This is a genomic window from Amycolatopsis coloradensis, from assembly GCF_001953865.1.
Taxonomy (GTDB): domain Bacteria; phylum Actinomycetota; class Actinomycetes; order Mycobacteriales; family Pseudonocardiaceae; genus Amycolatopsis; species Amycolatopsis coloradensis.
The window spans coordinates 479,022-505,926 of sequence record NZ_MQUQ01000004.1 but is presented as its reverse complement, the minus strand read 5'-3'; the positions used below and the strand labels follow the sequence as shown (position 1 = coordinate 505,926).

Sequence of the window (26,905 nt, the reverse complement as noted above, 5' to 3'; positions counted from 1 at the left end):
GTTCACAGCTTCCGGAAGGGCGCCGGGCTGAGCCGATCGCGGGCGAGCAATCTCACGTACTGCAGGATCGTCCGGCGGAGCTTCAGCTTGCTCGGCCCCTGTTTCCGGTCGTAGCGCAGCGCCAGCGGGATCTCCGTGATCACCGGGCGGCAGTGGCGGAGTTTGAGCAGCAGTTCCACCATGCAGGCGAAACCCTGTTCTTCGATGAGCCGCTCTCCCCAGTGATCGGAAGCCCTCTTCAGGAGGGTGGCACGGTAAGCGCGGTAGCCACTGGTGAAGTCGCGGACGCCCTCGACGGCGAGCGCGTGCTGGAAGAGCTGTCCCGCCCCGCGGGAGAGTAGCCGCCTGCCGAACGGAGCGGTCCGATCGTCGCCGCCCGGGACGAAACGCGAGCAGATGGCGACGTCCGAACCGGTCGCGATCTCCGCCTGCAGCAAGCTGATCAGCCCGGGATCGTGGGTGTCGTCGGCGTCCATGACCACGACGATGTCGTCGGGACCCGACTCTCCCAGCGCCGCGCGGAGTCCGGACAGCACGGCGCGACCCAATCCGAGATTGACCGTGTGCCGCACGACGCGTACGTCGAGCCCGCCGAAACCGGACTCCGCCACCGCCGCGGAACGGTCGGACGAACCGTCGTCGACGACCCAGACGGTGAGCTGTTCGGTGAGCGCCACGTCGGCGAGTCGCCGGAGCAGCGCGGGTAGTGCCGCTTCTTCATTGAACGCGGGCAGGACCACGTGCGCGCGTCCGCCCGTCCTCGCGTCTCGTTCTGGTTCCGCTCTGGTGGCCAGAGCGGCCTTCTCCACTGCCACGGGTCCCCTTCAGTGACTCGATATGGTCTTCGGCCGTGAACCTCAATTCGGCCGACAGCTCATATTCGGCTATGTTGAGCCCTTTCTTTAGGGCCTCCCGAGGTCCCCCGAAAGGAGGGTCAAACGTGCGACTACGTGGCGTTCACCTGCGTAGCTCAATGGGGTTCACCGCGTCCCCCGATCGTGCCTTTGCCTTGCAACAGAAGGTAAGCGCTCGTCGGCGGAACCGCAACAACCCCGAATGGATGAGCTTTGCCGGAGGCGGGGAATGACCATAGCGGAAGAAGTCATGAGATGTGGGACGTGCGACACGCGGCGATTCCGCGTACTCCGGAAAGGGTGGCGGCGGTGACCGAATTGAGAGTGCCCGCCTCCGCCGGGCTACTGCCGGGTCAGCGACGGCGCAAGCCTGCCGTGACACGGAAGCGGCCGTTGCTGGCCAGGATTAACGCCGTGGCGTTTCTGCTGCTGGCGGTCGATCTCGGTGCCTGGCTGGCGGCGACCGTGCTGACCGGCGCGGACCTGCTCGAAGCGGTCGTCGCCGGTGTGGCACTGGGGATCGCGCGGGTCGCCGGAAGAGTTCATCGACGTCGCCTGTGGCTTTCCTGGTTGCAGGACCTGCCGCGCTCGGTGGCCACGACCGGGGTCGCGTTCACCTTGGTGGCCTGCGTGGCGCTGGTGGCCGAACCGCGGGCGCACGGGATGTCCGCGGCGCAGGAACTCGTGGTGGTGTTCGCCCTGTTCAGTGAATGCGCCCGGCCGTGGGTTTTCGCGTTCGGCCGGTGGGGACGCCGACGGCTCCGGAGGTGTGACCGCGCCATCGTCGTGGGGGCGGGGGAGAGCGGCGGCGAACTGATCCGGACCATGTTGCGGCACCCGGAATTCGGGCTGCTGCCGGTCGGTTTCGTTCCCTCCGACGAGGATCCGCGGAACGACCACCTGCCGGTGGAGGTGATCCACGAAGGCCTGGCCGAAGCCATCACCCGGCACAGCGCCGGTACGGTCGTGTTCGCCCACTCAAGTGACAGCGACAGCGCGGTCGTCGACGCGGCGGTCACGGCGCATCGGTTCGGTTGCGTCACACTGGTGGTGCCTCGTCTGTCGGCGCTTTATCCGGACAGGTCAGGGGTCGACCGGCTACGCAGTCATCCGTTGGTGTGGCTGGCCGGCGCGCCGACCCGTCGGCCCAGTTGGCGAATCAAGCGTGTGCTCGAAGCCGCCTTGGCGGCCGCGGCGCTCGGTGTCCTGGCGCCGGTCATCGCGGTATGCGCGCTCGCTGTCGTGGTGGAGAGCGGGCTTCCGGTGATCTTCCGCCAGGTGCGGGTCGGGGTGGACGGCCGGACCTTCCTGCTCTACAAGATCCGCAGCGTGCGACAGGACACTGTGGACGATTCGCAGACACGCTGGTCAGTGGCGGGGGATCACCGGGTCGGCCCGGTCGGCCGGTTTCTTCGAAAGTCCTCTTTGGACGAAATACCGCAGTTGTGGAACGTCGTACGCGGGGACATGGCGCTCGTCGGCCCGCGCCCGGAGCGACCGGTGTTCGTCGAAGAGTTCTCCGCCGTCCATGATCTGTACTGGGCCAGGCACAGGGTTCCCGCCGGTTTGACCGGTCTCGCGCAGGTACACGGCCTCCGCGGGGACACCTCGATCGCGGACCGGGCACGCTACGACAACTATTACATCGCCAACTGGTCGCTCTGGCTGGACCTGAAGATCATCATCCTCACGGTGGGAGAACTGTGGTGCCGAAGGCAACGCTGAGGCGCGATCACCCGACGGCGACCAGGCTTTTCGCCGGCTGCGCCGCGCTCGTGCTGGCGGCGGGATGCGTGGCCGGGTGCACTTCGAGTTCGGCCGGCGAGGTGTCGGCGCCGCCGCCGAAACCCTTGGCGCCGTGTGCCTGGTGGTACGGGATCGGACAGCCACCGACGGCAGGCGACCTCGAAGTGGCCGCGCGGCGCTATGACGTGGTGGTCCTCAACGCCGACCAGGCCCCGGCGATGCGGAAACTACGCGAGCTCAACCCGCGGATCAAAATACTGGTGTACAAGGACTTGTCCAGCACCCGCAACTACGCGGGCGCGGTGAACGGTGGCGAAGACGCGGAGTTCCTGCCCAGCGGCATCGGCTACGTCGCCGCACAGCGCGCGCACCCCGAATGGTTCGCGACCGATACCCGCGGCGGCCGCATCGAGTGGCAGGGATACCCGAAACACTGGCAGATGACGGTGTGGGACCCGGCTTACCAACAGGCCTGGAAGTCGGCCGTCGTAGCGGAAGTGACCCGCGAGGGCTGGGACGGAATCCTCGCCGACAACGACTTCAACTCGTTGAGCCACTACTCGTCGGCAATCCTCACCGGCACCGCGACCGCGGCCGAGACCGACCGGAAACTGCGTGACGGTCTCGACGCCTTCCTGTCACTGGTGGGCGACGCCCTCCAGAAGGCGGGCAAGTTGTTCGTGCCGAACGTGTCCGAAACCCACCTGCTGCCGGGACGCTGGACGGCACATTCGAGGTTCGGCGGTGCCATGGAGGAGAATTTCGGCTTCCGCGAGAACGGGGGGAGCGGTGGCCTGCTCACCTTCCGGGGCAACGAGTTCCAGGAGCTACGAGCCCAGGCCGCGCTCGGTGAGTCGCTGTTGCTGCTGGTCACCCGGACGAGGTCGGCTCAGCAGGATCGGGCGGGATACGCCAGCGCGGCGCTGCTGGCGGGTCCCCGGACGTGCTGGACGCCGGCCACCACGGACGACTACCGCGATCCCGAATGGTCGAAACTGCAGGGCAGCGGTCTCGGGGAAGCGGTGGACGCCGCGGGCCGCCAGCCGAACGGGGTCTGGACCCGGACGTTCACCAGCGGCTGGGTCGCGGTGAACCCGACGTCGTCGACTCAGACCGTCACACCTCCCGAAGGCCTGGTGCCCGTGGGTAGTCCGCCCGCCCGGACCATGACTTCTTCGCCCGCATCGGAGACCTCATCCGTGACGTCGGCGCCACCGTCATCACCGCCACCGCCTGCCACCATCGAGTTGGCGGCGGCCGATGCGGTGGTGATGGTCAAACCGAAGGAGTGACGCGTAGAGATCGAGATGACGCCGCGCGCACACCTCCGGAGCGAACCGCTGCCGGGCTCGCGCGGCGAGCAGGACGCCGGTCCGGTTCGGAGCCGGATCGGCGAACAGCGCGCGCAAACGTGCGGTCAGTGCACGAACATCGCCCGGTGGCACCACGTGGCCCCGTCCCAGCATGTCGGCGACACCGCCGGTGTCGGTGGCGATGACGGGCTTTCCGGCCGCCATCGCTTCCGCCACGACAAGGGGCTGTTGTTCCATGGTGGACGGCAGCACCAAGGCATCCGCGTTCGCCAGCAGCGCGGGAACGTCCGGCCGGAAGCCCAAGAACGTGACGCGCCCGCGCAAGGGGGGTTCCTGCGCGGCCTGTTCGGCTTCGGCCCGTTGCGGGCCGTCACCCACGACGGTCAGCCTGGCATCGCGGGGAAAGACACCGAGCGACGCGAGTGCGGCAAGCAGGTCGAGGATTCCTTTGCGTTCCACCAGCAGTCCGACGAAGATCAGGTGACGGACCTGCCCTTTCGGTGGACTCGGCTCCGCCAGTTCGACACAGTTGTCGATCCGCGTCAGGCGTCCTGAAGGCACCCGGAGCCGTCGGCGCAGGAACTGGCCCATCGCTTCGGCGGGCACGATCGTGTGGTCCAGGATCCGGGAGACCGCGGCGTCCCCGGTCAGGACCGCTCGCGTGTAAGCGGACGGCCCGGCAGCGCTCGGTGCGTCACGGAACCACGGTTCGGTCACGTCGTCCGGGACGCCGTGGTAGGTCTGGACGAGTGCGGGCCGGACACCGAGCCCGGCGCGCAGGCCGGCGATCACGAGCCCCGCCCGCCGGTCCTGGGCATGTACGACGTCCGGTCGCCAGGCCCGGATCGCCGCCCGCGCGCGACCGGCCGCGGACAGGTTCTGTTTGCCCGCCACGAGAAGGTGCTCGTGATGCCCCTCGATCAACTCGGCTCCCCGGGCGGGGACAGGACCGAAGACACGGACGTCGACACCCTCGCCGAGCAGGGTCGCGGCGAGGCGCACGGTGACGTCCACCGGACCGCCCCGGTCCTGGGTCAGCAGATAAGCGATGCGTTTCACCGGATTCGCTCCGTGGAGGTGAGTTTGTCGACGAGGACGGCGAGCTGGTCGGTCATCCGGCTCCGGTCGAAGGACAGTTCCGCGCGGCGGCGTCCCCGTTCGCCTTCGCACCGGGCCAGTTCGGGGTCGGCGAGCCGGGCCGCCACCGCGTCGGCCAGCAGGCCGAGATCACCCGGTGGCAGTACGGCTCCCGCGTCGGCGATGCTCTGACGTATCCCGCCGACGTCGAACGCGACCACCGACCGGGCGCACGCCATGGCCTCCAGCGGCACGAGCGCCATGCCTTCGGCCCGCGACGGGAGCACCACGACGTCCGCGGCCGTGTAGAACGCCGCGGAGTCGTCGGCATGGCCGGACCACCGCACCGAAGAATGCGTCGCGACGGGATGACGTTCCCGCCACACGGCGCCCATCGGCCCGTCACCGGCGAGGACGAGCTTCGCGTCCGGCAGGCGCCGCAGGATATCCGGCCAAGCGGACAAGAGCTGGTCCTGTCCTTTGAGTTCGGCCAGCCTGCCGAGGCAGACGGCGATCGGTGCCTGTTCGGGCAAGCCAAGGTGTCGCCGCGCGGCCGCCCGGTCTCCCGGCGAGAACTTCGTCGTGTCGACACCGTTGCAGACGACCTCCGCGGCGGCGGTGATGCCCGCCTCCTGACCGGCGGCGAGTTCGTCGTCACTCACGCAGACGACGAGGTCGGTCCACCGGGAGGCGACCCGTTCCCACGCGGCCGACGCCCAGCGCAGTGGCCCGCGCGCGGTTTCGAAGGACCACAGGTGCGGCTGGAACACCGTCGGACGGCTACCGCGCAAGGCCACGCGCCCGGCCAGGCCGGCCTTCGAACTGTGCAGGTGCACGACTTCCGGTCGCAGGTCCGCCAAGAGCCGGTGCAGGCGCACCGTTTCCGCGATCGCACCGGGGCCGGGGGAGCGGGTCGCCCGCCAGCCGCGCACATCGATGCCGAGACCACGGGCGCTCGTGGCCAGCCAGCCGGAAGGCGGGCACACCACGGTCACCGACCAGCCCCGATCCCGCTGTGCCACCGCGAGGTCAAGGACGACGGCGGCCACTCCCGCCGTCACCGGCTGGGAAACGTGCACGATCTTCACCGCGGCCCGCCTCGCCGCAGCGCGGACAACTCGCCGCGCTGGAGCACGAGCGTCGCCCCGGCGTATCCGGCGAGAAGGACAACGCCTTCACCGAGAGCGCCCGGAACCGAATCCGCGGGCCCGAACAATCCTGAGCCGTCCAGGAGAACGGCGGGCACCATGCCCACCGCGCACGCGCCGAGAATCCGGGCCGAGAGCCCGGCCAATTCGCGCGCCGGTGGCGCGACGCGGAGTCCCGCCAGTACCCGCCAAGCGATCGGCACCATCAGCCAGGCGGCACCGAACTGGACGGCGGCGACGGCCGTGATCCCGAGCTGGGTCATCAGCACCAACCCCGCCGCGAGCAGCAGGAGATGAGCGCATTCCAGCGCCAGGTACCGCCGTGCGTGCCCGGTCGCTTTCACCGCCTGGTACCAGATCTGCAGCAGACCGATCCCCAGGCCGTATCCCGCCAGCAGCGTCAGCGGGCTCGCCGCGTCCGCCCAGCGCGCGCCCAGCAGGACGACGCGATCGGCGAGAACGGCCAGTACGAGGTACAGGCCACCGGTGATCACGAGCACGGCGCGGGTGAATCGGGCGACGGCCTCCGTCAGCGAATCGCGTTCGCGACGCAACCGCGTGAACACCGGGAAGGCCACCGCGCCCAGTACGACCGCCACCATGATGTACGGCACCCAGGCCAGCCGATAGGCCAGCGAGTAGACGCCGACCGCGTCCGGTCCGAGCACGTGCCCGACCGTCAAGTAGTCGAGGTTGACCAGCAGCGCTCCCACCACGGCGGCCGGTCCCACGACCGCGGCCCAGCGCAGCGCTTCGCTCGCCGCGGCGGTGTCCCAGTGAGGCCGCACTCCGCCGCCTGCCAGCGCACCGAACAGCGGTTGAGCGACGGCCGTGCACACGAGACCGATCACCAGCGAGGGAGGTCCGGCACCACCGGTAGCGAGCACGACCGTCACGACGGCACCGAGGATCGCGCTGCCGCCGTCGGGCAGCAGACGGCGGCGGAAGTCCAGCTCCCGGTGCATCAAACCCATCTGCACCCCGCCCGCGGCCGAGAACGGCAGGCCGAGCGCGGCCAGCTGGACCAGCCCGGCGGCGTCCGGGGCACCGAGCGACGCGGCGATCGGCCCGGCCGCGGCGACGAGGACGACGGTCAGGGCCAGCCCGGCCCCCACGCTCATCGTCAGCACGGTCCCCGCCATGCGGCGCGGATCCCGTTCGGTGCGGCCGATCACATCGTAGACACCGACCGACTGCACCACCTGACCGAGGTTGACCAGCGACACCGCGAGTGCGACGACGCCAAGCTGGCCCTCGGTCAGCAGCGCGGCCAGCACCAGGGTGACCAGCATCTGGCTGCTCTTGCTGACCAGGTTGACGGCGCCGAGCCACAGCGAACCCCGTACCGCCCGGGTGCCGAGGTCGCCGGTCATCCGCCGCTCCTGGCCGCGACCGGCGGGGTGGCGGGCACTCTGGTCAGCCGCACGGCGGCGACGGCGAGCAGGCACCACGCGGCGACGACGGCGACCCCGTCGACCGTGACGGCCGCCCGCGTGCCGAGCACCGAAACCACTGTCGAGTCCACTATGTACAGATGCGCGAACGGCACCGCCAGCGCGAGTACCGCGAACCCGACCGCGCCCCACCCCGGCTCGGACCGGTTGCGCCACCACAGCGCGGCCACCGCTGCCAGCGCGGGCACGGTGATCAGCACGTCACCTGGCTGATGCACCACGCAGACCACCACGGCGAGACAGGTGAGCAGATCCGCGACGGCCGTCGACCCCGCACCGTCCAGCCGCCGCACGAGCGGGACAGTCGCGGCGAGCACGCCGGCCAGGACAATCGGTTCTATGCCGGACGGAGCCCAGCCGGTGACCCTGAACACCACGGCCGCGATGTCGATCCGTTGCGCTGTCGGCGAATCGACAGCGCCGTAATCGGTACCGGCGGCATGGGCGAGATTCGCGACGACGACGTCGAGAAACGCCCCGATCCCGCCTCCACGGATCACCAGCAGCACCACGACCGGCAGGCTCGCGGCCGCCGCCACGGCGGTCCCGGCCAGCGCCACCCGCCGTGAACCCCTGGCGTACAAAAGGATCGCCAGCGGAAAGCCGTACTGAGGTTTCAGCCACGCGAGAGCGAGGGCCGGCGCCGCCCAGGCCGGGCGCTCCCGCCGGACGAGCAGTGCCCCCGCCGCGCCGACCGCGATCAGGGGATTGACCTGGCCGACGTAAAGCTGGGCCTTGCCGACCTGGCTCGTCAGCAGCAGCGCCGCGACCACCGCGGTGGTGACCATGACCGGGACGGGAAGCAGCCGCCGGACCGCGTGCGCGGCCATCACCGCGAGCGCCACCAGCAGCAGCGCGCCGAACACCGTGAAAGCCACCGCGCCCACCCGGTAGCCGGGCAGCGCGAACGGCAGCTGCGTCAGCAGGTGGTACGGCTGGTAGAGGTTGAAGTCCTGCCGCACCGGCCAGTGGGCGAACATCGTGGCCGGGTCGTACGGGTTGCCGCCCGCGAGGAACTCCCGGATCGGAAAGTACAGCGCGTCACGGAAATCCTGCAGCCGTTCCTCGGCGGGGTTCGCCGCATTCGGCAACGGCACCTGCCAGGACGGCGCGAGGGCGTGCCAGGCGCTGAGTAAGCCGACGACGGCCGCGACCAGCACGACCACGCGGTGTCTCGGGCTCACGCCAGCACCACCGCCATGAGGACGGCGCCGGGCGGAAGCAGGCAGGCGATCGCGGTCAACTCGTCGTACCGCCGTCCGGCTACCGCCACTACGGCGTCGCCGGTTCCGTTGCCGTCGACCGAAAGCGAGGCAGCCAGCTTCGCGGCCGCCTCGCTGAATTCCGGCGCGACAGGCACCACTCGCAGCGGTGAACCGGCCGCGAGGCCGAGAACGGCCAGCCGGTCGGTGGTTTCCGGGTCATCGGTCCGCAGCACCGTCACCGGACGGTGGATTCCCGCCGCGGCCAGTGATCGGCGCACTGAACCCACCTCACCGAGTAGCCTCCCCGCCGACAGTCGTCGGATCGCCGCCGCCGCGAGCCCCGCGGCCACCGCGGCGACCAAGGACAGCCCTGCCACCAAGGGCACGTCCGGCGCGATCACGGCCACGTCGGGCCGGGAGTCCAGCGGCCGCAGCCGCCCCACCGGAGCCAGCAGGTTCGCGTCGATCATCGCCTTGCCCAGTGCCGACGCGGTCGCTTCGGCTTGCCCCGCCGACGATGCCCGCACGGAGAGACGCGCCAGTCCGGACGCCGGAACCAGCTCCACCGACACCTGACGTCCGAGTTCTTCCGGTGAGAAGCCGGAAACAGGCGCCGCCGCCCGCAGAACCGAGGGGCTGCGGGCGAGTTCGACCAATGCGGGTAGAGCAAGGGAGACGACCTCGCCGTACTGTGCGGCCGCGCCGTCTCCTTGGCCGGAGGGTTCGGCCAGCAAGCTCACCCGGCCCTGATACTGCTCGCCCCGGGTCAAGCCCACGGTCAGGACGAGGACGCCGATCGCGAGCGCCGCCGCACAGCTGATGAAGGCGGTCCGCGTCGCCGCGTTCTTCACCGGCCACCTTCGATCGTGGTCCGGAGCAGTTCGTCGTAGGCCTTCATCACCGTGTGCGCGTCGTACTCCCGTTGGACGGTGCGCAGCCCCTCGGCGGCGACGTGCTCCCGGGCGGCTCGATCGTCCAGCAGCAAGCCCAGCGCTTTCGCGACGGCCGCGGGGTCACCGGGCGGTACCACCAGCCCGGCCCCGCCTGAGAGCACGTCACGGACGCCGCCGACATCGGTCGCGACGACCGGTCGCCCGGCCGCCATCGCTTCGAGCACGGCCAGCGGGAGCCCTTCCCAATCACTGGTCAGCACCATCACGTCGGCCGCCGCGAGCAGATCGGGCACATCTTTGCGAACGCCGAGGAACCGGACGCGCCCGCCCAGCGGCGCGCCGAGTGCCTCGAGTTCTTCACGAAGGCTCCCGTCGCCGGCCAGCCACAACACCGGCGCACCTTCGAGCCGGGCCCAGGCGTCCAGGAGTACGTCGTGGCGCTTCTGCGGCTCCAGCCGGGCGAGGCAGAGCGCGACCGGTGTGTCGTCCGCGACTCCGAGGGCCGCGCGGACCCTCGCGCGGCCGAACACCGGCCGCTGAGCGAACACGGCGTTGCGGATCACGGTCAAGTCGCTCAAGCCCGCTTCGGCCAGCTGGTCGGCGGTGGCGGCGGAGACCGCGACGACGCGGTCCGACGTGCGCCGCACGATCCGCGCGGCCGTGGGGAAGTCGTGGTCGGCGACGCCGTGGAAGACGGTCACCAACGGCGGTCGTCGTCCGGGAATCAGCGCGAGCCGGGAGACCAGGCTCGCACCGACGTTGTGGGACAGCACGGCGTCCGGGCGGAACTCGGCGATCGCCCGGCGCACCGCCCACGCGGACCGCAGCGCGCCCGTCCTGCTGCGGAGGGCGAGCGGTACGGGGAAGGTCCGCACGCCGTCGTCGGCCAGCGTGTCGGCGCGGAATCCACCATTGCTGGCGACAGCGGACGTCCAGCCGTACTCCTCACCGCGAGCCACCATCCCCGCCACGAGGGTTTCGGCCCCGCCGGCGCCCATCTCACTGATCACGTGCAGGACACGCATCCGCACCACTCCTCTCCACGATCTTCTCGGCGAGCTCGGATTTCGGCCGCGACGGCGAGCGCGGCCAACGACCACAACGGCAGGTAGTACTGCTCGGACAGGAACGTCGAGGCGACCAGCACGGCCAGCAACGACGCCTGGATCGCGACGGCCTCGATGCGTCCGGGGCTCGACGAGGCCACCAGCCGGATCGTCCGTTCGCTCGCCACTCCGGCGATGCTGATCACCGCCGCGAACAGCGCGAACCCCGGAAGACCCAGTTCCGCGGCGACCTCGAGATACATGTTGTGCGCCACCGGTGTCTGTTCGTCGATCTCCGCGTTGTGCGACTCGGCGGCGTACGCCTCACGGAAGCCGCCGGGACCCACGCCCAGGACCGGTTGTTCCGTGACCATCCGGGCCGCGGCCTGCCAGCGTAGTTCCCGGGTGTCCACATTGGACGCGGCGATGAAACTCTTCTCCTGTACCGCTCGCTCGATCTGCGGCCCGGCGAAATGGACGGCCCCGAGCCCCAATAGCGCGACCGCCGAGGCGGTGACGGCGAGGGCGCGCCACGGCAGTACCCGGCGCGAGGCCAGCCAGCCGACCGCCGCGGTCAGCCCCAGTGCGCCGCCACGGGAAAACGTGGCCATCGCGCCCGCCACCAGCACGGCACCGCCGAACGCCGCGATGACCCGCTGGTACAACGCCTTACCCGCCAGGGGAAGGAGGGGAATCGCGGCGACGAGAAAGTAGGCAAGGTCGTTCGGATCCGCCTGCGGGCCGCTGGCCCTGGCCTCACCGTCGACGATCAAGCTGTACAGCGCGCCGAGCCCGGCAACGGTGGCCCCCGTGGCCATGGCCAGCAGCAGTCCCCGGATCGGGGCCTCGCGGCTGGCCACGTCCGCGAGAACCGCGGTGACGATGAGGAAAGGCAGCCAGCGCAGCGTGTATTCGGCGGTGAACTCGCCGGGCGAATGGATCGCGGCCGTCGTCGCCACGGTCATGGCGAGAAGTGCCAGCACCGCGTGCAAGGGCGTCGGCCGGGGGAGTCGGCGTTCCCGGAGGCGGACGACGAGCCAAACGACGATCAGCAGTGCGGGTGCGACTTTGCCCAGGTGGGCGTTCACCGCCGTCAGGTAACCCTCGACCGGCGCCAGCCCCACCGTGGCGTACGCGAGAACCCGCAGGGTCATCTCAAGGGCTCCAGTCGCGTCACCGCGCGCTCCCGCCGCAACTCCGTCCGGCGGACGTACTCGCCGGTGCCGACGACGTCGAAGTGCTCGCGCAAGGTCTTCAGCACCCAGCCCAGCCAAGCGACTTTCCGGCTCCCCTGAATGGCCATGCCGGGGAAGAACTCCATCCCGGAAGCTTCGGCGCCACCGAGGACGTCGGTCGGGTGCAGGAGCAGGGACGGCGCGACGCCTCGGACGAGGCAGAGCCGTAGCGCCGTCTTGAAATACGCGCGCGCCAGCCGAGGGGAGACTCCGTGAAGCTGGAGGAGATAGGAACCGTGGATGGGGGTGCGCAGCAAAGGCATCGTCGTCACCGGCAGTTCCACGAGAGCGCTGCCCGCGGCCGTCCGCCAGCGGTAGGCGTGAACCGGTGCCAGCACCCGGGAGAACCCACCGAACAGCTCGCCACGCCCGTCGTCGACCGACGGGGGCGCGGTGCGGTTGTGGTAGGCGCGGGCGAGCGGGCCGATCCAGGTCGGCAGAGTGCTGGCATCGTAGGCGTAGCCCCGTTCTTCCAGGACTTCGATGAGCTCGCGCGTGACACTGAAGCCGGGACCGCGAAAGCCGACGGGAGGCGGCGCGCCTGCCGTGACGATCGCGTCTTCTGTCCGCCGCAACTCTTCTTCGAGGCGGTCACGCGAATACCGGTGCAGCCAGGGCTCGTGGCCGAAGGAGTGGTTGCCGATTTCGTGGCCCGCGGCGGAGATCTCGTTGACAGCCTTGGCACCGTCTTCACGGACGACGTCGGCGCCGACCGCGAACACGGTCGTCGTCAGCCGCTGGTCACCGAGAACCTCCAGCAGCCGGGGCACGGCCGCGGGAAGGAAACTGGGGTACCGGCGCCAGCCGGGATCGCCATGTGTCTTGAGATAGGCCCAGAGGTTGTCGAGATCGATCGATACGCTCGCCGGCGGTCGCGCGGTCATGCCGGGGTCCCCACCGCTTCGACCGAGGCCGTGGTCCGAGATCGCGAACCGAGCACCAGCACTCCGACCACCACCGCGGCGAGCCCGAGGGCGACCCAGGTTTCGGTTCCGTCGGCGACTCGGTCGCCGAGCACGGTGATGCCGGTGACGGAGGACAACACGATCGTCGTGGCGTCGGCCGTGGCCACGACCGCGGTCGCCAGGCCGCGCTGCAGGGCGACGGCCATCGAGGCCTGCCCGAGTACCGCGGCGGTCAGCATCAACCAGGTCAGCGGGTTTCCCGGCAGTGTCGTCAAATCCAGATGCGCCAAGGTGCGGCTCGTGATCGCCACGACGGCGAACGCCACACCGGAGAGGACCGCGGGGAGAAGGAACGTGGTGGTCCGGTTCACCTGGGTCATGGCGACACCGATCCCGAGCAGGGCGCTCGTCAGGATCAGAGCCGTGGCAGGCGACAGATCCGCGGCGACCGACGGTTCCGAAGAACCGGCGAGGACGACGAGGCCGACCGCCATCAGCACCAGCATCACCGTCTCGGTGGTCCGCAATCGCCACCGCAGCACCAGGATTCCGAACACGGTGGCCAGGCCGATCGCCGAGGACGACGCGGTCTGGACCAGATACAGCGGCAACGATTCGCGAGCGAAGAAAGCGAGTGCGAAACCACCCACCTGCCCGCCGAATCCCAGCAGGTACAAGGGATCGGAGGCGAGGCGGGCGAGGAGTCCCAGCCCCGTGCCCGGCCGGTGTCCGGCCCGCCGGGCGGCGACGCTCTGGGCGACGATCCCCATCGCGTACAACGCGGCAGAAGCGATGAGTATCCCGTAAGCGACCACGAACGGCTCCTATACCCACGACGCGGACCGGACCGGAACACGGCCTCGTCACGCTGGTTTTCGGAAAGCGTAGAGGCGGCGCGGAAACATCACTTTCGAAGGGCGGGTCAACGTTTTCGTCACGCAGAGAAAGAATTCCTGCCGCGACGACGACACAGAAGTGTGTCGCGGCGGCACTTGATCTTCAGTCAAATACTGGGCGTGACCGACACTCGTCGCAGATCGCGGCCGCGGTCGATTCCCGGGCAGGCTAGCCCGCGACGGCGAACGCGGGCGATACCCTTTCGGACTACAAGAACCTCGGTCAGCAGCCGTTCAGCACCACCCGATGATGCGAACGACGGCGAACAGGTGCCTTCGCCTCTGTACGTTTGCCCCCGCGGCACGGAGGCGTACTTTCCCCGGCGCCTCGCCGACACCATTCCGATTCGAGAGGTACTCATGCTGAAGAAGATCGGCTTCGTCACCGCCGCGGTGGCGGCCGGAGCGTTCCTGACCGGCGGCATCGCGTCCGCCGGGACCCCGGAAGAGGAGGGGCACGGCCACCCCACGCACGACGTGAGCGAGCAGGTCGGCCTGGCCAACCTGAACAACCTCGACGTGCTGCACAACGTCAACGCCGTGGTCGGTGTGTGCGACAACAACGTGAACGTGCTCGGGGTCCAGGTCCCGATCCAGGACTCGCTCAACGGCATCGGCGTGCCGATCCTGTCGCCGGGCGAGCACGAGGCCAGCGGCGATTCCCCGTCCAACTGCGCCGCGGGTAGCGTGCTGGACGGCGGTACGGCCCAGCACAACTGAGTCCGAGTACCCGTCGGGTGCACGGGTAACGGTGACTCTCGGGTGAAGTGCCCGGTACCGAGTGAGCGATCTCTCCGTACCGGGCACTTCACCTTTCTCGTGCTCCAAAGACTGATCTGACTTTTCCGGGGAAGCCTGCCTGTCGATAGGACAGAGGTGAGCGAATCCCGAGAACAACGGCGTGCCCGTGAAATCGCTACTCTGCGAGCCGCGCACCGGCCGGTTCCGCGCGCGACGCCGAAACTCGAGCGTGTCATCGACATCAAATTGCGTCGCGACACGAACGATGGTCGCGCCCGTCCTTTGTGGAGTGCCGAATGGAGTCTCCGGGGGGCGAACCTGGGTATCGAGCGCAGCGACGAGGACATCGCGGCTCTCGTCGAGAATGTCCTCGAGGACGCTCGGCTCCTGGCCGAACACTATGCCGTGCGACTCGAATGGACCCTCGCCGGTGAAATCATCGAAGGCGGGATCGTCGTCGGCATCACTTTGCCGGACTTCGTTTCTTGACCCTTGGCCAGAACCGGTCGACTGCCTGACCGAGTGGTTTCCTGTAGTGGTGAGCGGGTAAATCCCGAGTGACCCCGGCTGGTGTTCCCGGGTCGGTGGTGAGTCGTGGCCCGACGTTCGTGCGGCCCACCAGACGTGGCCGGTTTCCCCGCTGTGCGCGCACGGGGAAGCCGGCCACTTCCACGCTTGCGCACCTTCTCATCGTGAAGGCCCCCTTCCTTGGGCCTAGCAAGGAAGGGGGCCTTCACGTGTTTCTAGTGACTTACACCGCTCAACGACGGTCGAACGTGTCGTGATCTTCGGTCCAGTCGTCCACGTCGGCGACCGCGCTCACCTCATGGGTGTAGGCACCGTCCTCGTCCGCCGCGACGTTCCACTTGTGGTAGCTGGTGTACTGGGGCTTGGCGACAGCCTTGACACCTTCGGATTCGGCTCCATCGGGACCCGCCGAGAGATCACTGGCTTCGTACACCGCGTGATTGTTGCCGGCGTGGCTGGCGACATGCGACGAGGTCGCACCGTCCTCGTCCGCCGTCTTGGTGGACTCGGCGTACGCCACGTGACCGTGGTGAGTCTTCCGGACAGGGTGCGTGTCCCGGACGGGGTGGACTTCACGGACGGGGCGGGCTTCCCGGACCGGGAGGGTTTTCACGGGACGGGTGGACGAGACTTCGCCGCCGTCGGTATGGGCGACCGGGCGCTTCCCGTGGGAGTGGCTCGGGCGACCGGGTTTGTCGTCGACGTTCCAGTCGTCGTCCGTGTTGAAGTCGGACTCCTCGTTGTGCCACACGACAGCACCCATGGGGCCCGCCAGCACCGCGCTTTCCTCCGTCCACCGATTTCCGTGGTGGTCGTAGCCCGAATCGCTGTGGATCGTCCCGGCGCCACCGATACCGGCGTAGGACGCGGACATCTCGGTGGTCCCGGCTGTCCAGGGGCGATCGCCCAGGTCGGCTGACGCGATGCCGGCGGAGGCGAGGGACAGCGGGATGGCGGCCGCTGCGGCGAGCGCCAAGCGGCGCAGTTCAGTCATGATTATTGTGATCCTTTCCGGGTTGGTGATACCTAACACGAAATTGAGTCACTAGAATCGACTCCGGGCAGGAAGTCCGCCCGCTCTTGGACATTACCCGGATCCAACATGGGCAAAAGTACGGGCGAGCCATCGCACCCGTTCGGTACCTTCGTCAGGTGGATCTTCCAGGGTGATCCGACCCGACGGCGGTACCGTCGCTCTTCGTCTCGTTGTCCTTGTACGACAACAATGTCCTGTGCCGTCGCCCGGACACACCCCTTGTCGGCGGGCGCGTGGGGCGCCGCTGAACAGCGCGATTCTTGTTGGCCTTACGGCAAGAAACTACTTCTCAGTCGTGAGTGGCGTTTCGGGGTGGAACCCGAAACGCCACTCACGACTGAGTGAGGGTGCGAGCACGGGGTTCGATGGCTCAAGGCGCTGTCGAACCGGGCTCGAGTGGGTGACGCCGTTAGTGAAGTAGCGTCCCGGCGCTGCTTGCGCCGGGACGCTCCCCCCGCTGAACTCCGCTCGGCCGACGCGTCGTGTCGGATCCCAGCGCCAGGATGTCGGCTTTCCAGCTGGCTTCGACGTCGGTCACCTGGTTTCCGTAGACGAAGTGGTTCGCGCTCACGGCATTCTTATGAGTGTCTTTCCGGCGACAGGCAAATTGACTGATTACCCCCGTATCCGGCTGGGCAAACGGCGCTGATGGGATGAAGCCGAGTTGGGGCTGGTACCGCTTCCTGTATTGGACTGTAAGTAAAAAGTCAGCCAGGTTGCTGATCTTGTGGTCTCGACCGGGTGTTCCGGACACGCAGGGTGTTCATCCGCGCCCAGGGGCGGCGGAGAGTTTCACGCGAACTTCACGTTTGTTTTGCGAAGTCGCTCTCCGCGTGCACGCTACGGAATTGCTCCGATGGTAGGGGAACGATGTCCGTTCGCGGTATTCAGGTAGAGGGTTCACGATGATTCAAGTCACAGCAGGAATCCGAAGGAGCGCGACATGAGAAATCAACTGACGAGGGCTTTCACCTTTCTCGTCGTCGCCGCGTCCGTGACGCTGGCAGGTGCGGGCGTCGCAGCGGCGGGCGGGCCCGGTGGTAACGGGTCGTCCAGTACCACCAGCGTGGCCGCGGAAGTGCAGACCATGCGCGACGCGCTGGTCTCGCGTGCGGACAGCGGCGACGTGCCGGGGACGCAGGCCACCCTCGCCCGGCTCGCCCCCGTGCTCACCGACTTGGCGCAGGGTGAGCGGTACATGATCCAGGCAGAGGCGAAAGACAGCGCGGCCACGGCCCGGCAGGAGAACGCCACGGCGAAACAGGGCGTCGACGAACTGGCGGCGGACGTGGAATCCCGGGTGGGGCTGCCGCCGGTGTCGGCCTTGCTCAACGCGCTGGTGCAACGACTCCTGATCAGTTTGTCGTCACTGGTGAACGACCTCCTTGGTGGGCTGACCGTCCCGGTCGCTTAGCGCGACCGGACCCCGGACGGGGTGCCCCGGCGAAAGGCCCGGTGCGGGACTTCCTCCGCGCCGGGCCTTCGTTGTGCGAGGGGGCTGGTCACCCGAGCTGGGGGACGTCGTTGAGGAAACTGAGGGGAAGTTCGTACATACCTCGGGCCGTGCGACCACCACCGAGCCAGCCGTGGAAGAAGATGTGCCCGTCCACCACGTCGGCACCGCCGGGTCCGTCGACCTTCCCGCCGAGAAGATCGGTCGAGAGGAGCGGGGTATCGGCCTTCACGAACGGCCCGTTCAGTGCGGGCGCGGAGGCGTAACCCGTGTGATACCCGGAACTTCGAAAGGTGTCGGCCGAGTAGAAGAGCACGTAGCGGTTGAGTGTCTTCACCACCGACGGAGCCTCGACGATCGCCTTCTCGGAAGTAAGGTCGGCACGCAGGAGCTCGATTCGCGGGCCGACCGGTGTCCGACCGTCGGGAAGCAGTTTCTGAGACCAGATCGCGGCGGGTGGACCAGTGGCCGCGCCATCGCTCTTGTACAGCAGGTATCGCGTGCCGTCCGTGTCCACAAAGGCCTGCGGGTCGATGTCGCCGCTGTCGCCCGGCACGCAGACGAGAGGCGCGTCGCCGACAGGGGTGTACGGACCTTCGGCCTTGGCCGCGGAGGCGGTACCTATGCACATTTCCCCACCGGGAGCGACGGCTGCCGAGAAGTAGAGCAGAAAGGTGCCGTCCGGGAGCCGGGTCACGTCGGGCGCCCAGAATCCGCTGTCGGGTTTGGCCCACTTCGGCACGGCCGCGAGAGCGTCACCGATGACACGCCAAGGACCCTTCGGTGCCGGAGCGACGGCAAGGGGCACTTTGACCGCGCCGGTGCTGGTGGAGAACGCGATGTAGCCGGTGTCGACCTTGACGATGTCGGGATCGGGGAAGTCCTGGCCGAGCAGGAGCAGAGGTGCGCCGGCGGCCGACGCGGCAGGGCAGGTCGCGAAGGTCAGGAGGCCGACGGCGGCGACAGTCAGGAGACGAATCTTGTTTCTCATAACCGACTCTCTCGGACGACGCGCGAAAGCCGCCGCACGGAGGGGGCGTCCGTGCGGCGGCTGTTTCGCGGGATCGGTCAGTTTTCCTGAATGGTCCCGCCGTCGACGATGCCACCACCGGCACAGTTGTCCGGGTTGGCACCNNCGCCAAAGCGGTAGCCACAAACCCAAGCTGCTTGATCACAAAAACTCCTAAAGAAACCCACCGGACAAGCCCGGCGGGAGTGATGGTCATGGTGCTTTCCAAGCCGGGTGAGGCCGGTCAACTCCTGGGCAGGATGAACCGGCCCCACCCGTGTCGACGTCACAACCGCATCGCGGTGGCGGCGGAACACGCAGCGGAGTGTGCATCTCTTCTTCGTGTTCCAGCACTTCGCGAATGCGGTGCGAACCGCCGGACCCCATGCCTCGGCCGTATCCGCACACCACCGCGGATGGCTTCGGCTGGGAGAATCAGTTGTGCTGGGCCGTACCGCCGTCCAGCACGCCGCCCGCGGCGCAGTTGGACGGGGAATCGCCGCTGGCCTCGTGCTCGCCCGGCGACAGGATCGGCACGCCGATGCCGTTGAGCGAGTCCTGGATCGGGACCTGGACCCCGAGCACGTTCACGTTGTTGTCACACGCACCGACCACGGCGTTGACGTTGTGCAGCAAGTCGAAGTTGTTGACATTGACCAAACCCACCTGGCCGCTGTAGTCGTATCCACCGTCGTGGTCCCCGTCCGGGGTGTCGGCGGAGGCGACGCCGCCGCTCAGGATCGCACCTGCGGCCATGGTGGCCGCGGCGAAACCGATTTTCTTCAGCATGGATTCTCCTCGATTCGACGATTGCGTCGTGCGGGACGGCAATAAAGGTGTGTTCCCGTCCGGTGTGGGGAAACGTACTGATCATCGGTTGGCTCTTCCAACCCGATCCACCATCGTGTGGGTACGGCGATCCGTTGACCGCGTGAACGGTGGTCCAATCGGGTTAAGATCATTCTGCTGTTGCCAACCGGTCAGCGAGACGGGTCACAGCGCGCGAGAAGAGAGAGCCCGGATACGACAAGTAGCCCTGCTTCGCTGTGAAGTGAGCGTAGCAAGGCTGCTTGTGTTCGTCTTTTGTTTTAGACGGGCCAGGCCTCCGCTTCCGCGGTGAGCGCCGTCGTGACGTCGATCTCTCTCGAACGCACGCGCCACGCGAGCGAATCCGGCTGGGGCTGCAGGAGTAGCCAGCCGATGACGTCCTTGTCCTTGTAGCAAGGGTTTTCGTCATCGCCGATGCCCAGTGAGGTGAAGTACTGGCGCGCGGGCCAGGTCTCGGGAACCCAAGTGCGCGCCCAGCGCACGACAATGCGAGCGAGGTCGTTGTTGCTGTCCGACGGATGTATCAGGCGGTCGCCGGCCGTGCAGATCAGGCGTGGCGTGAAGGCGGCGCCCAAAGGCGCGATCACATGACGGTCGTTCAATTCTCCCCCGATCCACGGATGTGGACCATGTTGATCTCCGGCAGATGCGCTAACCGCGCGAACAAGGAAGGCCGACCATGGAGGATTCGAAGGCACGGTCCGTACTTCCACGGCTCTTGTTTGAACCGGTCGCCATACTAGTGAAAGGCGAATCCGGGTGGAACACGGGGTCGTACGAGTGAAAGAGAGACACGTTCCCGTGAAGGCGGGTGTGAACGCGCGGGTCGCGGGTATGACCTGACTGATCGACCCTCCATCGACGAATTCGAAAGAAGGATCGAAATGAAGCGGGCATTGCAGAAGACGACCTGTGCGTGCGTGGCGGCCGCGGCGGTCATGCTGACCGGAGCGGTCCCGGCTTCCGCGACCGGCGAGTCCGCGCCGACGGTACCGGCGTCGCAAGAGGTGGACGACGGAAACGGACGCATGCGTGAGGAGCGGGCCGACGCCGACGGAGACAACGGACTATGGGGTCTGCTCGGTCTGGTGGGCCTGCTCGGGCTCGCCGGTCTTGCCCGGCGAGGTCCGAAGGCCGGTGCGATGGCCGGGTATCCGGCTGCGGGTGCGGATGCTCCCCCCGTGAACACTTACCCGCCCGCGGAGCCGCGACGCCAACCTCCGGGCGCCTGACCACGATCTCGGCGGGGCTGGAACCGCTCAGTTCTTGTCTCCTTCGGCGGACGTCCGGCGGGATTCGCGTCGGACGTCCGCCGATGGGATTCGCACCTTGTTGCTGCTTGCCAATGCTTTGGGGCCGTGTTTTCGACCGGTGTCGATGACAGCGACGCGGTGCCAGGAAGAGGAGAGAGTCAGGGGATCTCTCCTGGCGGGTTTATTTCTGGACGCATCGATATCAACGATATTACCCACCGAAATCGTGAGTGTAAACAACACGAAAGGGTGAACCCTAAGCTTTTGCGAAGTTAGGGCGCACCGTTTTTCGGAGAGAACAAAAAGAGCGCCACTCGAAAGGGTGGACAGGACGAGCGAAGTCATGGCGCAGGGTGATCGCCGGTGGGAAGACGTGGCTTGGGGGCGAGTCAAGGCCCGGCGGGGCGACGGAGCGCTAACCTCGATCGCCGACTATTCGTAGAGGACATAAGCGGGAGTGGGCGCCAGTGCGAGGACCTCCGCCGGGGTCATCAAGGCCGCCCCTCGTCGGGTGTCCTCGTCGAAGAAGAGTTTGAAGCCCGCTCGCACGTGGTCGGGCTTGCTCGGCATGAGCGTTTTCCAGGTCGCCTTCTTGGCGGCGGCGGAACCTATCCCGTCCACGACCTTCACCACGGAGACCCCGGGGTGGGGTTTCAGCAGTTCCTCCTCGCGCACCACCGACGAAGCCACCTGGTGGTAGATCATGACCTTGGCGGGCAACCGGTGAAGCCGCGCCAGTTCGCCGAGGTAGTGGGCGACCCCGTCGAGTTCGGCGCCGGTGGTGCGCCCGAACTTCTTCCCCGGGACGACGCCCGGTTCGACAGCCCATTCTGGATCGAGTGCGACCCCGACATCGGGCTCCTTCAGCCAGTGCTCGAAGGCCCGCACTTCAGGCAGGAAGTCCGCGCGACCGGGTTGGATGTCGAGTAGCAGCAGGCCGTTCAGCGCGCGAGCCGCGTCGAGGTACTCCCGCACGGTTTCGTCACTGCACCGGCTGCGATACATACCGTCCGCGCCGGGCGAGCGGTGCACGGTGGTCGCGATCAACTCCACGACGGGTGTGATCGGCCGCACCGGCGGAAAGCCGTCGATATGTTTACGCAGCTCGCGACTCGCGGCAGCGAGGTCTCCGGTCATCCGGCCGAGTGCTTTCGCGCCTGGTGCTCCGCAGAAGCCGACCAGCAGGTTCGTCGCGAGTGGATCGGCAGGCGGCTGGATGACCGCCGCCGCGGCTGGGGCGGACGTCATCGGCGCCGCGGCCGCGTTGCCCCGACGGGGGGTGCCGCACGCGCTCGCCGCGAGTCCCGCCAGCCCGACGGTGAGGACGAAGCGGCGACTGTGGTCGGTCATCCGGTCTCCTTCAGCTGTGCTCAGGTTTTCGTTGCCAGTCCAGGAAAATACCCGTGTTGATCTTCCCGTAAACCCAGCCGCCGACGATCACCGGATCGTGCCGGGCCCGATTCCGGGCCGGATGCCCCGAGCTGCGGATACTTGGGTTTGCGCGCGAGGACGCCAAAATTCGCGCTCACCCGAATCGGTGCATCCGTGTGCCCGCGCCCGGCTCCGGCAGCACACTTTCAGAATGTCTTTTCTTTTCCGGTTCGGCGCAGGTGCTGCCGTCCTCCTCGTGGCGGCATGCGGGGCGCCGGGGCCGGCGGTCTCCCCGTCGCCGGAGCTGGGAACTGTTTCCGCAGCCGCGCCTACCCGCGTCACACCGGCGTTCGCGCGGCAGGTGGCCGCCGACGAACTCGGCCGGGTTCCGATCCTGATGTACCACCGAATCGTCGAGAAGCCGCGATCGGCCTACGACCGCACGCCCGCCGATTTCGCGGCGGAGCTGGAACGGCTCGCCGCCGAGGACTACGTCCCGGTCACGACGGCCGAACTGCTGGGCCGACGGCTCGATCTGCCCGCGGGCGCGCATCCGGTCGTACTGACCTTCGACGACGGCGATCCGAGCGTGTTCGCGCTCACGCCGGAGGGACACCCGGCGCCGGGGACCGCCGTACGGATCTTGCTGGACGTCGCGGCCGCGCACCCCCGGTTCCGCCCGGTCGCCAGCCTGTATGTCAACGAGCACCCCTTCGGCGGTGACGACCGCGCGTTGCGCTGGTTGTCCGACCACCACTTCGAGATCGGCAACCACACCGCACGGCACACGAACCTGCGCCGCGCGGACGAAGCCGCGGCGTCGGCGGCGATCGCCGAGGGAGACGTCCTGATCAAACAGGCGTTGCCCGGTTACGAACCCAGCACACTCGCGCTGCCGTACGGCGCGCAGCCCCGGCGAGCAGGACTGGCGCTGCAAGGACCGGGCTACACCTATCGCGGAGCGTTGCTCGTCGGGGCCGGGCCCGCGCCGTCTCCGTGTTCCCGCGCGTTCGAACCCGCGGCGATCCCCCGGATCCGGTCACAGTCGACCGGCCCGGAGGCGGAATACGGCTCCGCCCACTGGCTCGACCAGCTCGGTTCGCCCACCGGGCATCGGTACACCTCGGACGGCGATCCGCAGACGGTGTCGTACCCGCGATCCGACGCCGTCCCCGCCGAGGCTTGTGCGAGTGTGAGTCTTGCCTACTGAGAGTTCCCACGTACGACGCGACGGAAGCCTCGTCGACTGGCTGCCCCAGCCTCGCGCTCCCTTGACCAAGCCACCGGTTCCCGCGGGCGCCAAACCGGCTCCGCCTCCTCGGCACCGGTTGCCCACGCGTCGTCGCGAGACGATCGCGATCCCGCCCGAGAAGCCCGCGCCCCGCCGGCCACGGAAGGCTTCGGAGGCGGATCGGACGTGGTGGCCGTTGATCGTCATCTTGCTCGCCCTGGTGCTTTCGATCGCGCTCTTCGTGGCGCCCTTCGCCCTCGAGACGCCAGTCGCCCCAGGCCCGCCGGCGCCGCAACCTTCGCCGGCACCGGCGAGCAGTCAGCCGATCGCGCCGACGCCGGAGCCCGCCGCGTTGCCGGACGGTGCTCCTTTCACGCCGACCGGTGCGGGAGCTTGGCACGTCGTACCCGGCGTGAGTGGTTCGGCGGCGGGCACCGGAACTCGGCAACTGACCTACACCGTCGAGATCGAGGACGGAGTGGACTTCCCCTCGTTCGCACCGGAAGTGGAGACCATCCTCGCGGACCCGCGCGGATGGATCGGGTCCGACGATGTGTCGCTCCGGCGGATCGATGACCCGGGCGCCTCGCCGTCGTTCCGGATCAGTCTCACCAGCCCCGCCACGAGCCGCCGCCCCGACCTTTGCGGATTCGAGATTCCCTACGACTCGTCGTGCTATCTCACCCGTGATCACCGGGTCGTCGTCAATCTCGCGCGTTGGGTCCGTGGTGCCCATTCGTTCGAGGGCGATCTTCTCGCCTACCACCGGTACGCGGTCAACCACGAGGTCGGCCACGCCCTCGGTCACGGGCATGTCGGCTGTCCCGCGGCGGGGGCCGTGGCTCCAGTGATGATGCAGCAGACCTTCGGATTGTCCAACAGCTACGTCGTGGACCTCAACCGTGCCGAGCCGGGCGCCGCGGTGAACGTCCGGCCGGATGGAGCGGTCTGCCGTCCCAATCCTTGGGTGACGATGACGCGATGAGCGTCCGGCAGGGCTGGGAGCCGCGACCGGACCAGCCGGTGGCTCCCGCTGACGAAGTGGAGCAGCTGCGACGGGCGTTGGCCACGCAGCCGGCCATCGAACAGGCGAAGGGGATGTTGATGCTGGTGCGGCAGTGGACACCCGATGAGGCCTTCGCCGCGCTGAGGGCGATCTCCCAGCACAACAACGTCAAACTGCACGACGTGGCCACCGTGGTCGTCGCCGTGGGCAGCGAAGGCGCGTCCGGGTCGATCGACGGGGTGATCGGTGCCGTGGTGCTGGCCGAAGTCCGACGGCTCGTACAGGACCGGACACGGATCAGAACTCCGCGGTGACTTCGATGGCCACGACACAGGTGTCGTCGTCGGTGTCGGCGGTGCTGTAGGTGAGCAAGGCATCGAGCTGCTGGTCCAGGTCGCCGTCGTGCTCGTCCACGAGGCCGACCAGATGGGTGATCGAATCCTGCACCGGCCGGTCGCGGCGCTCGATCAGGCCGTCGGTGTAGAGGAGCAGGACGTCGCCGTTGTCGAGGTGCAGCTGTCCTTCCTGGTAGGTCACCTCTGGCACGGCTCCGAGCAAGGTGCCTTGAATGAGCGGGAGCGTCGTGGTCTGTCCCTGGTGCCGGAGGATCGGCGGGAGATGGCCTGCCCGCGCCCAGCGCAAGATCCTGGTCGAGGGGTTGTAGAGGGCCGCGACGGCGGTGGCCGTGACGTGATTGGTGAGGTTGTAGGCAACCAGGTTGAGCCAGGTGAGCAGCTGAGCTGGCCCGGCGCCGGTGGCGGCGAGGCCACGCAGGGCGTTGCGAAGGTTGACCATCCCGGTGGCCGCGTCGATGCCGTGCCCCGCGATGTCGCCGACGCAGAGCAGGATTTCGCCGCTGGGCAGGGCGACGGCGTCGTACCAGTCGCCGCCGACGAGGTTCTCCTTTTCCGCGGGCCGGTACCGGACGGCGGTCCGGATACCGGCGACGTCCAGTGGGTCCCGTGCGGGCGGCATGATCGCGTGCTGCAGTTGGAGGGTCAGGCGGTTGCGTTCGATCGCTTGTTGTTCGGTGGCGGCCAGCCGGTCACGGGTGGCCGAGAGGGCGACTTCGGCCCAGTGCTGGGCGGAGACGTCCTGATAGGCACCGCGGATGCTGAGAAGATCGCCCCGGCTGTCGACGACGGGCTCGGCGACGACCCGGATGTACCGGGAGACGCCATCGGAGCGCTGAAGCCGGAACGCGGTCGACGCGGATCGCCGGTGGTGCAACAGGGTCCTGAGGAACCGGCCGATCGAGGGCGAATCGTCAGGGTGTGCGTAGTCGGCCAGCCGGGCCAGTGGCAGAGGGGATGCCGTGGAAGGCAGTCCGTAGAGGGCGAACAGCTCCGAGTTCCACAGCACGGCTCCGGTCACCGGGTTCTCCTCGAAACCGCCGATCCGGCCGAGCCGCTGGGCGTGCTGCAGCAGCGTGGTCAGCTTCGCGGCGTCGTCCTGCAGGCGCACGCCGAGCAAGACCGTGTCGGCGAGCCTGCTGATACTGACGTCGGCCAGTACCGGCAGCGGAACCTGATCCACGGAGGTGGTGATCGTCGTGTTCTGGTCGCGGAACGGCTCTCCCGTCGCGTACACCCGGTGAATCTTGTCCAGCAGGCCGTCTTCCTCCGCCGCGAGCGGATACATCTCGAGCAACCGGGCTCCGATGAGCCGAGCAGGCGGCCGTCCACCCGGATCGACGAAGCGTGGGTTGGCGTGATGGATCCGAAAGTCGCCGAACCGGTCGTCATCGTCGAGGCACGGCGAAAGCAGGAGGGCCGGGTCGGGCAAGCCGTCGACCAAATCGGCCAACTCGCTGAGCAGGCCCGAGGCGGGGTGGGCGGACGAGGCCGCGACGCTTCCCTCCGCGTTCTCCAGGGTGTGCGCACACAGCTCGGCCAGTGCCTCCAGTTGCCGTCGCATCCGGCCCGCTTCGAGGTTCACCTGGTCCGGCCAGCAGATTTCCGCGACGCCGATGATCCTTCCGCCGGTTCCGGTCGGGATGGCGATCCGGGTGCCGACGGCCATGGCGTGCTGTCCGATCGAAGGCAGGCCGGAAGAGGACAGCGCCGGAAACCACACCGAGTCGCGTTCGGCCAGCGCGGCCTGCGCGGGAGTCGACACTCCGGGAGGTACGTACCGCCAGCGGGAGGCCTCCGCGGCGGAGAACCCGGCGGCCCCCGCCAGGGTGAGCGATCCGTCGGGACCCGCGAGCCAGACCGCGACCGCGGTCGCGCCGAGGGGGCGCAGGGCGTGCTCGAGGATCGCTTCGGCGGCCCGCTGGGTGTCGTCCGCCGCCAGTACACCGCTTTCCGCTGCCCGCAGACGGACGATGACCGAGGCGTCTTCGCCGGATTCGTCCGTACGAGCCACGAACTCCGCCGCTACTTCGCTCAGCCGGTCCTTGGCGGCGTCACCGACGACGTCGGCGGCGAATTCCAGGCGAGTCATCCCGGCGCGTTCGGCGAGGGTCGCGAGTTGTCGCGCGGCATCGCCAGGGCCGCAGCCCAAGCGCTCCATCAACACGCCTTTGGCGAGTTCGATCAGGGCACGCCCGTCGGCGACGGCATGGGCGTGATCGACCTCGTCGCGGAGGCGGGCGACCGTGGCGGCCAGACGCGCCAGATTCGGGGAAAGGCCGGGTGAAGGCACCGAGCCGGTTTCGTCGACCGACATTCCATTT

Annotated in this window: 25 protein-coding genes; 9 read left to right on the top strand and 16 right to left on the bottom strand. The window is 68.4% G+C overall.

Annotation, left to right across the window (positions count from 1 at the left end; all coding sequences use genetic code 11):
* Positions 1-2 precede the first annotated feature (2 nt).
* Positions 3-815: a glycosyltransferase gene (locus tag BS329_RS09390; RefSeq protein WP_076158047.1), complete on the bottom strand. Its 813-nt coding sequence runs from the start codon at positions 813-815 to the stop codon at positions 3-5.
* 348 nt (positions 816-1,163) lie between these two features.
* Here BS329_RS09390 and BS329_RS09385 point away from each other — a divergent pair, with 348 nt between their 5' ends.
* Positions 1,164-2,579, top strand: a complete 1,416-nt coding sequence (locus BS329_RS09385; RefSeq protein WP_076158242.1) for an exopolysaccharide biosynthesis polyprenyl glycosylphosphotransferase — start codon at positions 1,164-1,166, stop codon at positions 2,577-2,579.
* Positions 2,561-3,892, top strand: coding sequence for a putative glycoside hydrolase family 15 protein (locus BS329_RS09380; protein WP_076158244.1), 1,332 nt, complete (start codon positions 2,561-2,563; stop codon positions 3,890-3,892). The genes BS329_RS09385 and BS329_RS09380 overlap by 19 nt, the downstream gene beginning before the upstream one ends.
* Here the strand turns inward: BS329_RS09380 and BS329_RS09375 are convergent.
* The 9 genes from BS329_RS09375 to BS329_RS09335 are packed head-to-tail and all read right to left on the bottom strand — an operon-like array spanning position 3,821 to position 13,691.
* Positions 3,821-4,972, bottom strand: coding sequence for a glycosyltransferase family 4 protein (locus BS329_RS09375; RefSeq protein WP_076158044.1), 1,152 nt, complete (start codon positions 4,970-4,972; stop codon positions 3,821-3,823). The two genes, BS329_RS09380 and BS329_RS09375, sit on opposite strands and share 72 nt — an antisense overlap.
* The gene (locus BS329_RS09370) at positions 4,969-6,078 is read right to left on the bottom strand and encodes a glycosyltransferase (RefSeq protein WP_076158042.1); all 1,110 of its coding nucleotides are present in this window, start codon (positions 6,076-6,078) and stop codon (positions 4,969-4,971) included. The genes BS329_RS09375 and BS329_RS09370 overlap by 4 nt, the downstream gene beginning before the upstream one ends.
* On the bottom strand, positions 6,075-7,511 hold the full coding sequence (locus BS329_RS09365; protein WP_076158039.1) for an oligosaccharide flippase family protein: 1,437 nt from the start codon (positions 7,509-7,511) through the stop codon (positions 6,075-6,077). The genes BS329_RS09370 and BS329_RS09365 overlap by 4 nt, the downstream gene beginning before the upstream one ends.
* On the bottom strand, positions 7,508-8,776 hold the full coding sequence (locus tag BS329_RS09360) for a glycosyltransferase 87 family protein (protein WP_167479995.1): 1,269 nt from the start codon (positions 8,774-8,776) through the stop codon (positions 7,508-7,510). The genes BS329_RS09365 and BS329_RS09360 overlap by 4 nt, the downstream gene beginning before the upstream one ends.
* The gene (locus BS329_RS09355) at positions 8,773-9,648 is read right to left on the bottom strand and encodes a YveK family protein (protein ID WP_076158036.1); all 876 of its coding nucleotides are present in this window, start codon (positions 9,646-9,648) and stop codon (positions 8,773-8,775) included. The genes BS329_RS09360 and BS329_RS09355 overlap by 4 nt, the downstream gene beginning before the upstream one ends.
* Positions 9,645-10,715 carry a glycosyltransferase gene (locus BS329_RS09350; protein WP_076158033.1) on the bottom strand — a complete coding sequence of 357 codons (1,071 nt, stop codon included), beginning with the start codon at positions 10,713-10,715 and terminating at the stop codon, positions 9,645-9,647. The genes BS329_RS09355 and BS329_RS09350 overlap by 4 nt, the downstream gene beginning before the upstream one ends.
* The gene (locus BS329_RS09345) at positions 10,697-11,890 is read right to left on the bottom strand and encodes an O-antigen ligase family protein (RefSeq protein WP_244197080.1); all 1,194 of its coding nucleotides are present in this window, start codon (positions 11,888-11,890) and stop codon (positions 10,697-10,699) included. Before BS329_RS09345 ends, BS329_RS09350 begins: the two co-directional genes overlap by 19 nt.
* The gene (locus tag BS329_RS09340; protein ID WP_076158030.1) at positions 11,887-12,855 is read right to left on the bottom strand and encodes a polysaccharide deacetylase family protein; all 969 of its coding nucleotides are present in this window, start codon (positions 12,853-12,855) and stop codon (positions 11,887-11,889) included. The genes BS329_RS09345 and BS329_RS09340 overlap by 4 nt, the downstream gene beginning before the upstream one ends.
* Positions 12,852-13,691 carry a hypothetical protein gene (locus BS329_RS09335; protein WP_076158027.1) on the bottom strand — a complete coding sequence of 280 codons (840 nt, stop codon included), beginning with the start codon at positions 13,689-13,691 and terminating at the stop codon, positions 12,852-12,854. Before BS329_RS09335 ends, BS329_RS09340 begins: the two co-directional genes overlap by 4 nt.
* Positions 13,692-14,132: 441 nt before the next feature.
* On the opposite strand from BS329_RS09335, the gene BS329_RS09330 reads away from it, so the two are divergent.
* Both BS329_RS09330 and BS329_RS09325 read left to right on the top strand, forming a co-directional pair.
* The gene (locus BS329_RS09330; RefSeq protein WP_076158024.1) at positions 14,133-14,492 is read left to right on the top strand and encodes a hypothetical protein; all 360 of its coding nucleotides are present in this window, start codon (positions 14,133-14,135) and stop codon (positions 14,490-14,492) included.
* 156 nt (positions 14,493-14,648) lie between these two features.
* The gene (locus BS329_RS09325; RefSeq protein ID WP_076158021.1) at positions 14,649-15,002 is read left to right on the top strand and encodes a hypothetical protein; all 354 of its coding nucleotides are present in this window, start codon (positions 14,649-14,651) and stop codon (positions 15,000-15,002) included.
* Between the two features lie 271 nt (positions 15,003-15,273).
* Here BS329_RS09325 and BS329_RS09320 read toward each other — a convergent pair whose 3' ends face one another.
* Complete coding sequence (locus BS329_RS09320; protein ID WP_076158018.1) at positions 15,274-16,035, bottom strand: hypothetical protein; 762 nt, start codon at positions 16,033-16,035, stop codon at positions 15,274-15,276.
* 985 nt (positions 16,036-17,020) lie between these two features.
* On the opposite strand from BS329_RS09320, the gene BS329_RS09315 reads away from it, so the two are divergent.
* Entirely contained in the window at positions 17,021-17,491 is a 471-nt protein-coding gene (locus BS329_RS09315; protein ID WP_076158015.1) for a hypothetical protein, read from the top strand.
* 88 nt (positions 17,492-17,579) lie between these two features.
* On the opposite strand, the gene BS329_RS09310 is transcribed toward BS329_RS09315, so the two are convergent.
* The 3 genes from BS329_RS09310 to BS329_RS09300 form a co-directional block, all read right to left on the bottom strand.
* Positions 17,580-18,521, bottom strand: coding sequence for a glycoside hydrolase family 43 protein (locus BS329_RS09310; RefSeq protein WP_076158012.1), 942 nt, complete (start codon positions 18,519-18,521; stop codon positions 17,580-17,582).
* A gap of 453 nt (positions 18,522-18,974) precedes the next feature.
* Complete coding sequence (locus BS329_RS09305; protein ID WP_076158010.1) at positions 18,975-19,328, bottom strand: hypothetical protein; 354 nt, start codon at positions 19,326-19,328, stop codon at positions 18,975-18,977.
* A gap of 299 nt (positions 19,329-19,627) precedes the next feature.
* Entirely contained in the window at positions 19,628-19,954 is a 327-nt protein-coding gene (locus BS329_RS09300) for a hypothetical protein (protein ID WP_244197079.1), read from the bottom strand.
* A 297-nt stretch (positions 19,955-20,251) separates the two neighbouring features.
* On the opposite strand from BS329_RS09300, the gene BS329_RS09295 reads away from it, so the two are divergent.
* Positions 20,252-20,599 carry a WGxxGxxG family protein gene (locus tag BS329_RS09295; protein WP_076158004.1) on the top strand — a complete coding sequence of 116 codons (348 nt, stop codon included), beginning with the start codon at positions 20,252-20,254 and terminating at the stop codon, positions 20,597-20,599.
* A 453-nt stretch (positions 20,600-21,052) separates the two neighbouring features.
* Here BS329_RS09295 and BS329_RS09290 read toward each other — a convergent pair whose 3' ends face one another.
* Positions 21,053-21,970, bottom strand: coding sequence for a hypothetical protein (locus BS329_RS09290; protein WP_076158001.1), 918 nt, complete (start codon positions 21,968-21,970; stop codon positions 21,053-21,055).
* A 232-nt stretch (positions 21,971-22,202) separates the two neighbouring features.
* Between BS329_RS09290 and BS329_RS09285 the strand changes: the two genes are divergently transcribed.
* The 3 genes from BS329_RS09285 to BS329_RS09275 all read left to right on the top strand — a co-directional run bounded on the left by BS329_RS09285 (position 22,203) and on the right by BS329_RS09275 (position 24,542).
* Positions 22,203-23,201, top strand: coding sequence for a polysaccharide deacetylase family protein (locus BS329_RS09285; protein ID WP_076157998.1), 999 nt, complete (start codon positions 22,203-22,205; stop codon positions 23,199-23,201).
* 217 nt (positions 23,202-23,418) lie between these two features.
* Complete coding sequence (locus tag BS329_RS09280; RefSeq protein WP_279628135.1) at positions 23,419-24,207, top strand: DUF3152 domain-containing protein; 789 nt, start codon at positions 23,419-23,421, stop codon at positions 24,205-24,207.
* Positions 24,204-24,542 (top strand): ANTAR domain-containing protein, encoded by a 339-nt coding sequence (locus BS329_RS09275; protein WP_076157995.1) that lies wholly within the window; start codon positions 24,204-24,206, stop codon positions 24,540-24,542. The genes BS329_RS09280 and BS329_RS09275 overlap by 4 nt, the downstream gene beginning before the upstream one ends.
* On the opposite strand, the gene BS329_RS09270 is transcribed toward BS329_RS09275, so the two are convergent.
* The gene (locus BS329_RS09270) at positions 24,526-26,898 is read right to left on the bottom strand and encodes a SpoIIE family protein phosphatase (RefSeq protein ID WP_076157992.1); all 2,373 of its coding nucleotides are present in this window, start codon (positions 26,896-26,898) and stop codon (positions 24,526-24,528) included. The genes BS329_RS09275 and BS329_RS09270 overlap by 17 nt on opposite strands.
* Positions 26,899-26,905 lie beyond the last annotated feature (7 nt).

Excerpts from the sequence above, each read along its gene's own strand:
- BS329_RS09310 (WP_076158012.1), bottom strand. The coding sequence starts at position 18,521 with ATGAGAAACAAGATTCGTCTCCTGACTGTCGCCGCCGTCGGCCTCCTG.
- BS329_RS09350 (WP_076158033.1), bottom strand. The coding sequence starts at position 10,715 with ATGCGTGTCCTGCACGTGATCAGTGAGATGGGCGCCGGCGGGGCCGAA.
- BS329_RS09285 (WP_076157998.1), top strand. The coding sequence starts at position 22,203 with ATGTCTTTTCTTTTCCGGTTCGGCGCAGGTGCTGCCGTCCTCCTCGTG.
- BS329_RS09270 (WP_076157992.1), bottom strand. The coding sequence starts at position 26,898 with ATGTCGGTCGACGAAACCGGCTCGGTGCCTTCACCCGGCCTTTCCCCG.
- BS329_RS09340 (WP_076158030.1), bottom strand. The coding sequence starts at position 12,855 with ATGACCGCGCGACCGCCGGCGAGCGTATCGATCGATCTCGACAACCTC.
- BS329_RS09275 (WP_076157995.1), top strand. The coding sequence starts at position 24,204 with ATGAGCGTCCGGCAGGGCTGGGAGCCGCGACCGGACCAGCCGGTGGCT.
- BS329_RS09320 (WP_076158018.1), bottom strand. The coding sequence starts at position 16,035 with ATGACTGAACTGCGCCGCTTGGCGCTCGCCGCAGCGGCCGCCATCCCG.
- BS329_RS09365 (WP_076158039.1), bottom strand. The coding sequence starts at position 7,511 with ATGACCGGCGACCTCGGCACCCGGGCGGTACGGGGTTCGCTGTGGCTC.
- BS329_RS09295 (WP_076158004.1), top strand. The coding sequence starts at position 20,252 with ATGAAGCGGGCATTGCAGAAGACGACCTGTGCGTGCGTGGCGGCCGCG.
- BS329_RS09305 (WP_076158010.1), bottom strand. The coding sequence starts at position 19,328 with ATGCTGAAGAAAATCGGTTTCGCCGCGGCCACCATGGCCGCAGGTGCG.
- BS329_RS09315 (WP_076158015.1), top strand. The coding sequence starts at position 17,021 with ATGAGAAATCAACTGACGAGGGCTTTCACCTTTCTCGTCGTCGCCGCG.
- BS329_RS09345 (WP_244197080.1), bottom strand. The coding sequence starts at position 11,890 with ATGACCCTGCGGGTTCTCGCGTACGCCACGGTGGGGCTGGCGCCGGTC.
- BS329_RS09290 (WP_076158001.1), bottom strand. The coding sequence starts at position 21,970 with ATGACCGACCACAGTCGCCGCTTCGTCCTCACCGTCGGGCTGGCGGGA.
- BS329_RS09330 (WP_076158024.1), top strand. The coding sequence starts at position 14,133 with ATGCTGAAGAAGATCGGCTTCGTCACCGCCGCGGTGGCGGCCGGAGCG.